The sequence below is a fragment of the Lawsonia intracellularis PHE/MN1-00 genome (assembly GCF_000055945.1).
Classification (GTDB): Bacteria; Desulfobacterota; Desulfovibrionia; order Desulfovibrionales; family Desulfovibrionaceae; genus Bilophila; species Bilophila intracellularis.
On sequence record NC_008011.1, the window covers coordinates 1,310,644 to 1,322,802 of the forward strand.

11 protein-coding genes are annotated in these 12,159 nt (G+C 33.4%); 10 read left to right on the forward strand and 1 reads right to left on the reverse strand.

Features of this window, described 5'->3' with window-relative positions; all coding sequences use genetic code 11:
- The first annotated feature begins 12 nt into the window (after positions 1–12).
- The 10 genes from LI_RS05845 to LI_RS05890 all read left to right on the forward strand — a co-directional run bounded on the left by LI_RS05845 (position 13) and on the right by LI_RS05890 (position 11,078).
- Positions 13–981, forward strand: a complete 969-nt coding sequence (locus tag LI_RS05845; RefSeq protein WP_011527151.1) for a hypothetical protein — start codon at positions 13–15, stop codon at positions 979–981.
- 349 nt (positions 982–1,330) lie between these two features.
- A complete protein-coding gene (gene rpmH, locus LI_RS05850; RefSeq protein ID WP_041817055.1) occupies positions 1,331–1,465 on the forward strand; it encodes a 50S ribosomal protein L34 in 135 nt (44 codons plus the stop codon).
- Positions 1,453–1,836: a ribonuclease P protein component gene (gene rnpA, locus LI_RS05855; RefSeq protein ID WP_076628757.1), complete on the forward strand. Its 384-nt coding sequence runs from the start codon at positions 1,453–1,455 to the stop codon at positions 1,834–1,836. Before rpmH ends, rnpA begins: the two co-directional genes overlap by 13 nt.
- An 85-nt stretch (positions 1,837–1,921) precedes the next feature.
- A complete protein-coding gene (yidD, locus tag LI_RS05860) occupies positions 1,922–2,200 on the forward strand; it encodes a membrane protein insertion efficiency factor YidD (protein WP_015353818.1) in 279 nt (92 codons plus the stop codon).
- The gene (yidC, locus tag LI_RS05865) at positions 2,190–3,788 is read left to right on the forward strand and encodes a membrane protein insertase YidC (protein WP_011527153.1); all 1,599 of its coding nucleotides are present in this window, start codon (positions 2,190–2,192) and stop codon (positions 3,786–3,788) included. The genes yidD and yidC overlap by 11 nt, the downstream gene beginning before the upstream one ends.
- 23 nt (positions 3,789–3,811) lie before the next feature.
- Positions 3,812–4,825 (forward strand): Jag family protein, encoded by a 1,014-nt coding sequence (locus tag LI_RS05870; RefSeq protein WP_011527154.1) that lies wholly within the window; start codon positions 3,812–3,814, stop codon positions 4,823–4,825.
- A 65-nt stretch (positions 4,826–4,890) separates the two neighbouring features.
- Positions 4,891–6,270, forward strand: coding sequence for a tRNA uridine-5-carboxymethylaminomethyl(34) synthesis GTPase MnmE (gene mnmE, locus LI_RS05875; RefSeq protein WP_011527155.1), 1,380 nt, complete (start codon positions 4,891–4,893; stop codon positions 6,268–6,270).
- Positions 6,271–6,273: 3 nt separating this feature from the next.
- On the forward strand, positions 6,274–6,870 hold the full coding sequence (locus LI_RS05880) for a 3'-5' exonuclease (RefSeq protein ID WP_011527156.1): 597 nt from the start codon (positions 6,274–6,276) through the stop codon (positions 6,868–6,870).
- A gap of 81 nt (positions 6,871–6,951) precedes the next feature.
- The gene (locus LI_RS05885; protein ID WP_011527157.1) at positions 6,952–9,891 is read left to right on the forward strand and encodes a PD-(D/E)XK nuclease family protein; all 2,940 of its coding nucleotides are present in this window, start codon (positions 6,952–6,954) and stop codon (positions 9,889–9,891) included.
- A 56-nt stretch (positions 9,892–9,947) separates the two neighbouring features.
- The gene (locus LI_RS05890) at positions 9,948–11,078 is read left to right on the forward strand and encodes an NAD(P)H-dependent flavin oxidoreductase (RefSeq protein WP_011527158.1); all 1,131 of its coding nucleotides are present in this window, start codon (positions 9,948–9,950) and stop codon (positions 11,076–11,078) included.
- An 86-nt stretch (positions 11,079–11,164) separates the two neighbouring features.
- Here the strand turns inward: LI_RS05890 and LI_RS05895 are convergent, their stop codons facing one another.
- A complete protein-coding gene (locus LI_RS05895; protein WP_011527159.1) occupies positions 11,165–12,148 on the reverse strand; it encodes a glucokinase in 984 nt (327 codons plus the stop codon).
- Positions 12,149–12,159: the final 11 nt, after the last annotated feature.

Below are 12,159 nucleotides of genomic sequence, written 5' to 3' on the forward strand. Positions count from 1 at the left end.
TAAGGATATTATATGTATCATTTTAATAAACAACTTGTATTATACTATATTGTAGCACTATGCTTGTATTTATTAGTAAATATTTCAATAGCTAATGCACGTATTATTGTAGTAATTTATGGTGGAGATACATGTATAACAGCCCAGCAGGCTTGCAGTATAGCTATTGCTGAAGCTTTATTAATTGAATCAGAAGAGTATCTTTCTCATAAATTTTCTGAGCCTAGACGAGAAGCTATAAAAAAATATTTTAGTATGGTTTCTCCTGGTTTAGTATTAAATACTACTGAGTTAGAACCAACCTCATTGGAGGATGGAAGAATAAAAGGCGTATTTGATGTTCCTATACGTAAAACAGCATTATATCGTTTATTACGTGAGCTAGGCCTCTCTTATACTACATCGTTTATACAACCATATGTACTAAGTATGTTTAATGTTCCTGATGAAATAGCTTTGCTTGATAAACTATTTTTATTAGAACAGGTAACTGGAGTTGTTCAGAGTGAAAAAGTTGATAATACTTCTCATAAAATAGAGCTACAGCTTAGTTTTGAGGATGGAATATGGGTGGCAAAGCTTTTGGGGGCAGCGCAACCTATTCAGGCTTCTGGTTACTCAATAGACAATATTTGGAGAGAGATCTGGGGAGCTTTTTTTTCTCAACGTCAAAAAGAAACTTCTTCATATTTACAAAGCTATTTATTAAGGGTTTCAGGATGGAAACATGCTGTAGAAGTAGAGGCATTGGGAAAGACTTTATCTCATTGGGAATCTATTACAAAAAATGTTTTGTTACATGAAGTTAGTATTAGTAAGGGAGTAATAGCAGCTCAGTGGACGTTAACTATATTAAATATGGATGGGTTTGAAAAACAGATAAAACAATATAGCTTAGCACGAAAGCTACACTATGAAATAAAGCCGTTTGAGGCTATCATAAAGGATAATAGTATTGATATACAATGTATTGGTAACTAATATAAAATTACAATTTAGGTTATGAATAACTATTATGAATTTTTTATTATTTGAAATTATGTATATTTAATAAATATAGCAGATAGAGGCATAGTATATATTTATTATATATCATTCAGCTTAGTATAAATTAATTCTAATCTACATAGTTAGGTATAGTATTAAGGAGTTAATTATTTTCTATATTATTTTTAAAGATAGTAAGATAGAACAAAAATACTTTTTGATAGTAGAAGGTTGTTCATAGTGACTACTTTTTTATTAAGATTAATATCCAACTTCCTAACTTGACTATAGTATATTATATAGGTATATATGCCTGATCTTGGTTTCCTTAAAGGAGGGTTATATGAAAAGAACATACCAGCCAAGTAAACTGAAACGTGCAAGGACCCACGGCTTTAGAGCAAGAATGAGTACTGCTAATGGTAGGGCAATTATTAGACGTCGACGTGCAAAGGGGCGAAAAAGATTAGCCGCTTAACATACCCAAAAGAAAGTCGGATAGTCGATCGGAAAGATTTTTTAGTTTGTTATAAATTAGGTTATCGTTTTTTTTCTACTCATTTTATTTTTTTTGTTCGTCCACGATTATCCAATATAGCTATATCACGTTTGGGGTTAGCTGTTAGTAAAAAGATTGGGAATGCAGTTGTAAGAAATCGTATTAAGCGGTTGCTTCGAGAATGTTTTCGTTTACATCAAGAATATATACCAAAATCAGTAGATATAGTTGTTGTTCCTAAATACCATCTTAGATTAGTACCTATTACATTATCTATGGTTATCCAAGATATTATCTTTATTTCAAATAAGATGGAAAAGTTTTTATCTACTAATGGTATTGAGGTATAGATTAGTGCTAGGTTATTAAAATATGCTTATAATAAGTGCTATAATGTCAAGGAACTATAATAATAGTAAGGGAGATTTCATTTAAATGAAAATGAGTTTTCCTTGTTGTTTTTTTGTTACTATTATTTATCTTTATCAAAAATTACTATCACCTTTTAGTAAAGGTTGTTGTCGTTTTTACCCTTCTTGTTCTGAGTATGCGATAGCTTCTGTCCGCAGGTATGGGGTATTAAGAGGTTGTTTTTTGATATTATTGCGCATTTTACGTTGCCATCCATTTTCCTCTGGTGGCTATGATCCTATCCCTTCCCAGTTTACCTTTTTGTTATATCAGCAGGAGCATCAAAAATATCATGGAAGATAAGCGTATAGTTTTAGCTATAATACTTTCTCTTGTTGTCTTTCTTGGCTGGCACTCTTTTGCTGAGTATATGGGTTGGATTTCACCAAAGGTACAGCACGTTGCAAATGAACGACATTCTTCTGTAGATCAAACTGCTACTTCAAATATAGCTTTGGATTCTGTTCAGTCAGTATTTTCTCCACCTACAGGTAAAGATGTATATATTGAGACACCACTGTATATAGCAAAAATACACTCTAGTGGTGGTATTTTAAGTTCATTTATTTTGAAGAAATATAAGGTGAACTTGGATAATACTTCTCCTTTAGTAAATCTTGTAAGTCCTGAAGCATCTCAAGCAATGCCATTAGGTATTACTTTAAATGGCCAACCCTCATGGAGTAATGGTAATTGGTCTTTTTTAGGTGGTGACTTATATCTCAAGCCAGGAGAAACAAAAGAGCTTACTTTTGTTGGAATTGTTAATGGAGTTAAAATAATACGGATATTTACATTTAATGCAGATAGCTATTTAATTCACGAAAAGTTACAACTAGCTTCAGAAAAACAGAATAGTTGTCCTACAAAAGTTGGCTTACTTGTAGCTGCAACACCCTTTGGAACAGGTCAATATGATCCTACACGTATGGCTTGGAGTATTAAGGATTCATTTAAAGAGGAAACAAGCATAGATACCTTAAAAGAAAAGGGTATTCAGGAGTCAGGTGAGTTTAACTGGGGTGGAGTAATGAGTAATTACTTTATGAATGTAGTTGCTTTATCTGATCCACTATATCTTACTATTAAAGGACGGATCCAAAATGATGTTTGGCGTGTAGCACTTGAACGTTCAAATGTTTTAATCCCTGCTGAAGGAACTACCTCCATTACAGTTAACTGGTGGTTTGGTCCTAAAGATCGTGAACTTTTATCTCGTGCTCCAGATAAGCTTGAAAATGCTATAGATTTTGGGATGTTTTCAATTATTGCTAAGCCTCTTTTAACAGCACTTACATTTTTTTATGAATATACAGGGAATTGGGGAGTAGCTATTATTGTCCTTACATTATGTATTAAAATAGTTTTTTGGCCATTATCACAAAAGAGTTACAACTCTATGGAGCAAATGAAAAAACTTCAACCAATGATGCAGAAGTTACGTGAAAAATATGCTAATGATCGTGATACATTGAATCGTGAAATTATGCAGCTCTATAAGACATATAAAGTAAATCCTGCTGGAGGTTGTTTGCCTATTTTGCTGCAAATACCTGTATTTATTGGTTTATACCAAGCATTGTTAAACTCTATAGAGCTTCGTCATGCAACTTTTATTTATTACTTGCCTTTTACCCATCTTGTTTGGCTAGCAGATCTTTCAGCTGCTGATCCTTTTTATATAACACCATTATTGATGGGTGCTAGCATGTTTTTACAGCAGAAGTTGACTCCTGCATCAGGTGATCCTACTCAACAGAAAATAATGATGGTTATGCCAATTATTTTTACAGTTATGTTTCTTAATTTCCCAGCTGGACTTGTTATTTATTGGCTATTTAATAATCTTCTTTCCATTGGTCAACAGTGGTGGATGCTTCGTAAGGCATAATCTTTGAGGAGAAAGAGGTTTTCATGGAAGAGTTCAGGGAGTTTGAAGAAAGAACACTTGATGAGGCAATACGTGCTGCATGCAAATTTTTTGATGCAACAAGAGAACGTCTTGAAATAGAACTTATCCAAGATGCAAAGAATGGTATATTTGGTCTTGTAGGTGCAAGAAAAGCACTTATTCGAGCAAGACTTGCTCAAATGCAGTCTTCGGTAGACACATTAAAGCAGAAAAAAATATCATCATTATCATTGAGTAAGAAAACAAAAAAACAAAATAGAAAAATTAACCATCATCAAATAGACCAAGTTGGGAATGTGGGAGAAATTTCTACACAGCAATTAAAATCATCTTATAATCAATCATTAAATAATACAGTTGTCAGAGAAGAATTTCCACAGGTTGATAATAAAATAGAGAGAGAAAAGGATAATGAGTTTAGTCAGCTTTTAGATTTATCTATAGAAAATAAAGGTAGGTTGGGTCCGGAAGTTGCAACACTAGATGTCAATGAAGAATTATTTAATGATAATTATGATGGTACCACAAAGAATTTTAGTGAATTAGATCAAGATAAACTAATTACTGAAGCAACTAATGTTGTAACAAAGCTTATCATCCCTATACTTGGAAATGTTCCTATAGAAGTTACTATTCTTAATAATAGATTAGATGTTCATGTTGATTGTGGTGAATATTCAGGACTTATGATTGGTCGTGGTGGTCAAACATTAGCTTCATTACAGTATTTATCTTCTCGTATTTTAAGTAGAATAATGTCAAGTTCTATACGAATACAGTTTAATATTGGTGATTATCGTGAGCAGCAACATGAAAGACTTCGTCATTTAGCGTTATCTTTAGCTGAGCGAGTGAGAAATTCTGGTCGTTCATGCTCTACCCGTCCTATGAGTTCTTATCACAGAAGAATTATCCATCTAACATTGCAAAACTATCCAGATATTCAAACACGCAGTTCTGGAGATGGGATATTAAAAAGGATAATTATTCAACGTCGTCGTCAAGAAAGACGTTAATATCTTTTGTTTAAGCATAGATTTTTAGTTATTTTATAGTTTGATTCATATAGCTATGTATAATTATGTGTGATACTATTGCTGCAATTGCTACTCCTTCAGGAACTGGTGGAATAGGAATTATTCGTATAAGTGGTCCAAAGTCAAAAGAACGTCTTACAGAATTATTTCATTCAGTTTCGCCAAAATTTACAGACTTTAAACCTTGGATGTTACACAGAGGGTATTTAGTAGCCCCTACCAATGAATTTTTAGATGATATTTTGGCAGTTTATATGCCAGCACCATATACTTTTACAGGGGAAGATGTGGTAGAACTTCATTGTCATGGGGGACATTTTTTATTATTAACTATACTTGAAACAGTTCTTTGTAAGAATATTCGTCTTGCAAAACCAGGTGAGTTTTCTCAGCGTGCGTTTTTAAATGGACGAATGGACTTAACACAGGCAGAGGCAGTAGCAGAACTAATAGCAGCATCTTCTCGTAACGAAGTATTATTAGCTTCTAATAGACTTAAAGGGCTACTTGGTCAGAAAATTATAGATATTCGTAGACGAATTGAAGAACTTAGAGTATGGATATGCTTAGCCGTAGACTTCCCAGAAGAAGAGTCAGGTATTTTCCCTTTAGAAAAATTTATTAATGGACTGTTAGAAATTCATGAAATAATTCAAAAGTTGATACATGCAGCAGAACGTTCTCGTTGTTGGAAAGAAGGTGTTACTGTTGCACTTGCTGGTGCTGTTAATGCAGGGAAATCAAGTTTATTAAATGCATTGCTTGGAAAAGAGAGGGCAATTGTTACAGAGCACCCTGGAACAACACGTGATTTTTTAGAGGAATGTATTATAGTTAATAGCCTTTCGATTCGTCTTATAGATACTGCAGGGTTGCGTGTTACTTCTGATCCAATAGAAGAACAAGGAATACAGAAAGGTCGTGAAAAAATTGATGAAGCAGACGTTATATTATTTATTATTGATGGGACGGTTGGTGTTACAGAAGAGTCAAAATTGTTAATTAATAATTTTGGAGTAGAACGTACAATCCTTGTTTGGAATAAGGTAGATTTGAAAGTACCTCCTTCAAATTGGACTGAATTATATACCTCGAGCCAGGTAAGTGGAATATGTGTATCAGCAAAGACAGGTAGTGGTATAGAAGAATTATTAGTACTATTATATAATTTTGTGCTATCTCAACATAATGCCCAAGAACCAACATTTGATACTATTGTCCCTAACATGCGTCAAGTAGAAGTATTTTCTTTAGTACTTGAAGAGATTAGAAGTCTTTATGAAGACATTCGTTCAGGCATCCCATATGATCTTTGTGCAGTGATGCTTGAAAATATATCTTCAATGCTTAATTCAATTATAGGTTTTGATACACCAGAAGAAGTCCTTAATCGAATTTTTGCATCATTTTGTATTGGTAAATGAAGTATGAATGAAGAATCAGTATACAATGGTAAGTCTGTTTCAAAGGAAGATATTAATATTTTGCCTATTATTACTTATAAGGGCAATATAAAAGTTGTGCAGACAGAAAACGAACTTAGAGATGCATTGGATCTTTTAAAAGATGAAACTGTTCTTGGGTTTGACACTGAAGCAAGACCATCCTTTAAAAAAGGAAAATCTTATCCTACTGCTTTAGTACAACTAGCTAGTTCACAACACGTTATACTTATAAGACTAAGTAAGGTCCCTTTAGGAGAATTATTAGTAAATATTCTCTCTTGTGCAAAAATTATTAAGGCAGGCGTTGCCATTCATGAAGATATACGCTTATTACAAAAGTTACATCCTTTTGAAGCAGAAGGTATTATTGATATTGCAGAAATGGCTCGTCGATTGCAACTTAAAGCTCAAGGGCTTCGTACATTAGCTGCAAATATTTTAGGCTGTCGTGTTAGTAAGGCTGTACAGTGTTCTAACTGGGAAAAAAAAGAATTGTCTCCTCAACAAGTTTTGTATGCTGCAACAGATGCATGGGTTGGACGAGAATTATATTTTAAGCTCCTTGAAATGGGTGCATAATTTATTATTTATATTGTCTTTTTACCATAATGGAGTAAATTTTTTATTTTGTTCATTCTTATCATAAGGTAAGATGGTTTTATGCAAGGTCCTCCATTTCTTATTATACCTTGGGAAAGAGACTTTTTAGAATGTTTATCATCTATTATTATAAAGGAAACAGATGGACATTTAGATAAAGCTGCTGTGATTTTTATGCATGATCGTCCAAGACGTTATTTAACAGCATATTTTCAACAACATCCCGAACTTTCCAAGCCTTGCATCCTCCCTTATATTTTGACGATTCAAGAATTGTTATCTTGTCTTTATTTGGAGCAACATACTTCTTTATGTTATGAAGCAGGTCTTCTTGATCAGGTAGACTTACTTTTTTCCTGTGTAGAACAACTATCAGCATTGAATGTCTCCTTATTCAATTTATTATCCAAAGGTGGAGAAGTTGGGTTTTTCCCTTGGGGTCTTCAGTTGGCTTCAGTCTTTGAAGAATGTTTTACTCAAGGTCTTAAGCCAAGAGATTTACTTTATACTGAAGGTGAAGTGGCGCCTTTTGGTACTGCATTACTAGCATCATTAGGTCAAATTTTTTTGTTATATAAACAAAAATTAGAACAAGAAGGGATGACAACCCCTGCATTAAAAGCATATGTGCTAGCAGAGCAGATTCGCCAAAGTACTTTTGACTTACCATCCTTTCTTAAACAAAAAAGTATATTTCTTGCAGGATTTAGTACATTAACTGGTACTGAGAACATAATTTTTCGATATTTATGGGAAAAAGGTGCAAAAATTTGTTTACATGTAGACTCTTCTCTTGCTGATACAGGTAAAGGACACTGGGCATGTAGCTCACAAGCTAAATGGATACAATCTTGGAATGCTTCTACAGAGTTAGTTTTTCAAACTAAACCAGTAAAAAAAACATGGCATTTTTTTGCTGGTTATGATTTGCACTCTCAGTTAGAAAAATTACAGGATGATTTTTCATTACACGAAGATATACAAACTTCTACAGCCATAGTTTTAACAAATAGTAAATCTCTTCTTCCAATATTACATCATTTACCACATAAAAATTGTAATATTTCTCTTGGATATCCCCTAAATAAATCGTTATTATTTCGTTTGTTAGAAAACATTTTTAAAATTCGTGAGTTGCAACAAGAAGACGGTACAATCTATTGGAAATCTTTATTACATCTTATTCGACATCCATATCTTCGTTTTCTTAAAATAGATGGTTTTGAATTGTATAGTTTATTACATAAGCTAGAACAATGGATAGTTAATGGTCAGAAATATATTGATTTAAACATGTTTTTTAGGGAGGTTGAGTATGAACAACCTCACAAAAAGTATGATTTTTCTGAAAGTGAATGTTTGTTACTTAAGCAACTTATTAAGGTTACAGTAGAAAATTGTATAACTATTGATACCCTTGCAAAATTTGCAGATTTTTTAAGTATATTGTGTGATTTCCTTTTGCAGTTTGGGTATGAGAGTTGGCAACGTTTCCCTCTAGATGCTGAATGTTTATTTAGGTTAGTCCATAAGGTTATTCCTGCATTAAAGGATAATCGTATGGCACATACTGTATTATCATGGGATTTACTCCAATCAATGGTTGTAGCTTTGATTCATGATGAAAGAGTTCCATTTGAAGCGGATCCTATAACTGGCTTACAAGTTCTTGGAATGCTAGAAACCAGATTATTACATTTTTCTAAGGTATTTCTTATAGATGTAACAGACGATCAGCTTCCAGGAAATCCTATAAGAAGTTCTTTATTACCTGATAGCTTAAGAAAAATATTAGGACTACCTAATGCACATGATAGAGATGTATTGACAGCATATACTTTTTATAGATTGTTAGCTGGTGCTAAAGAGGTATACCTTTACTGGCAAGAAGGAATAGAGGTGTCAAACTCCTTTGAAGGCAAAAAGCAAAAAAGTAGATTTGTTGAAGAAATTCTTTGGGAAGAAGAACAAAGCATTGGTTCACAAATAACTCCAGGAGACTATATATTAAATATAGCTAAACCAGAAGTTTCTCCTCCACTCAGGAGGCGTAGACATATTATTAAGACTCCTGCAATTCAACGACAATTAAATAGTATATTGAGTCATCCTGTTTCAGCTACACAGTTAGATACTTATTTAATGTGTCCATTACGTTTCTATTTTGAAAGAGTTGCTATGGTTCGTCCAGTGGAGGTAGTAAATGAAGATGATGATCCAGCATCTGTTGGCCAGTTGTTACATAAAGTATTAAAAGTATTTTTTATGGATTATGTAGGTAAAGAATGTATAAAGGAAGATTTGTCAAATGAAAGATTACGAATGTTATTTAAAGAAGAATTACTATCGTCTGGGCTTATAAACTCTTTACCTCCTGAAAGTTCTATGATGCTTAGTCTTAGTGGACCTGAAAAATTGGTCCGTTTTTTATCTAGGCAACCAGATAAAACAAAAATTATATATCTTGAGAAATACTTTCAAGCAACTCTACAAATAAATGGTAATACTCGTGTTCTTGAAGGAATTTTAGATAGAGTTGATAAAAGGGGAAATGAAGGAGTTATTATTTTTGACTATAAAACTGGTCGTATTAAAAATAACTCTGATAAGTTGTGGCAGGATGAGAGTATTTGGTCAAACCTTGAATCTTTTGATTTAACTTCTTGTATAGAACATCCAGAAAAAGCTGATGAGCTTCTTTTTACTCTTTCAGAAAAAATTTCAACTATACAGTTGCTTTACTATATATATCTTTATAGAGATGCTACAGGTGAAGAAATTCAAGATGCTGCATTTATTTCTCTAGGGGAGGATGGTGCTGAATATTGGTTAATGAGGGACTTGGCAGCAAACATAAAAGAAGATATTATTCTGAATAAGATTCCTAAGCTTTTAAAATTTTTATTATACCATATGGAGTATAGGTTAGAAATACGACCACATGAAGGCCGTCATTGTAATTGGTGCTCTTGGAATAATCTATGTAAGGTGAACGGATAATACAACAAACCATATAACTAGTGAGCTTTTTATTCACTTTAATTTTGAGGTTTATTATGTCATTTCCAAGTTTAAAAATAGGTGAGTTATGCGCCAGAGTCCCTATTATACAGGGAGGAATGGGGGTTGGAATATCCCTTTCTAAATTAGCATCTGCTGTTGCTAAAGAGGGAGGTATTGGAGTTGTTGCTAGTGCTATGATTGGTATGAGAGAGCCTGACGTTGCCAAAAATCCTATAGAAGCAAACTTAAGAGCCTTAAGACGTGAAATACAAAAAGCTAAGGAGGCAACAAAAGGTATCATTGGTGTTAATATTATGGTTGCACTAACAACTTTTGTTGAGATGGTCCGTACTTCTATTGAGGAAAAGGCTGATGTAATTTTTTCTGGAGCAGGGCTACCTTTGGAGCTCCCAAAGATTTTACTTGAACTCTGTGAACAAAAAAAAGAAGAATTTAAAACAAAGCTAGTACCTATTATAGCATCTGGAAGAGCAGCAACACTTATAGCAAAAAGGTGGTTATCTCGTTATGGTTATTTCCCAGATGCGTTTGTTGTAGAAGGCCCAAAGGCTGGTGGACACTTAGGTTTTCATGAAAAAAATCTATTTGATCCTAACTATGCTTTAGAACAACTTGTCCCAGGAGTTGTTGAAGCAGTGAAACCTTTTGAGGATCAAAGAGGTCAAGCAATACCAGTAATTGCTGCAGGTGGTGTTTTTACAGGTGAAGATATTGCTCGCTACTTAGAGCTTGGAGCTTCTGGCGTACAAATGGGGACACGTTTTGTTGCAACTCATGAGTGCGATGCAGATGATAGGTTTAAACAAGCTTATGTTCAAGCTAAAGAAGAAGATGTGACTATCATTAAGAGTCCTGTAGGAATGCCAGGTAGAGCTTTATTTAACACATTTATTGACTCTATGCGTAAAGGTAAAAAGAGACCTTTCAAGTGTATTTTTAAATGTGTAAAAACTTGTGAGCATGAAACTACTCCTTATTGTATTGCTACAGCCCTTATTAGTGCAATGCGTGGTAATCTTGAGCGTGGCTTTGCATTTGCTGGTGCTAATGTCCCACGAATAGATAAGATTATTTCAGTAAAAGAGCTTATAACAACATTACAACAAGAGTTTGATGCATTTATTCAAAGTATTGTCCCAAAATCTCAACCTACTGTAGAATAATTATATAGTTACGTTACTAGCTAGCTAAAAAAGGAGTAGAGCTATTTCTACTCCTTATAGTTTATTCTAACTAAATATAATTGTAGTTAATTTTTTGAAGAATATATAACACCTGCTTGTGCTGCTCCCCATAGTCCGCTTGCATCATTACAGTTGAGCCAAATTGGCATTCGAGAGAGTATTTTTTTATGTTCTCCTCCAATGTTTACAAATTCTTTTTTAAAGGAAGGATGATTGACTAATATTTGACATTTTTTTGCTAATCCACCAGTGATTACAATCCCTTGTTGGGTCAGACTAAACAACGCCAATGAGCGACATATTCGAGCATAAAAGCATGAAAAGTATGTATGGGTTTCACTATCAATAAACTCAGGTTTTAAGGTAATTTCTTCAGGCTTAAACTGTTCTTTAGTTAAAAAAAGATGAAGCCAGGTAAGACCTGATCCTGAAAGAACATCATCTAATCGGGCATAATTAAGTTTTTTCTTTTGACAAAGGAAATTTCCAAACTCAAGCTCATGGTTTGTTATAAAAGGAAAAGCTGAATGTCCACCTTCTGATGCTATAACTTTTGTTTTTCCATACATATCAAGTTCAAGAACAGCCATTCCTAGTCCTGTACCTGCACCAATGACTCCTAACCTCCCAGACTTATTATTAAATGAAAATACATTGTTATTATTGTGAAAGGAGTTATGTTTTGGTTCTGGATGTAATAAAACAGCATCTGACATACTTTCTGTAAGACAAGACCAGGCTTGTGCTTCAAAGTCATTGATAAAAAGAATATTTTTACAGAAAGATAATAAATCTTTTTTTATAATAGAATATGGAAGATTTGAAGGTTTTACTATTTCTTGATTATCTATTGGACCAGCAATAGCTAATACACACATATCTAATGGTACAGATGCAAATAAAGAATTAGACATTATTTGTTGTAGAATAGTAGTAAACGAAGTTGTATAACTAGAAATATACTCTTTATGTATTAGGCATAGAGGGTTATCTTTAAAGAGAGCAAAACGGCTATATGTACCACCAATATCTGCAGCAAGGATATGCACTTCTATAAAGC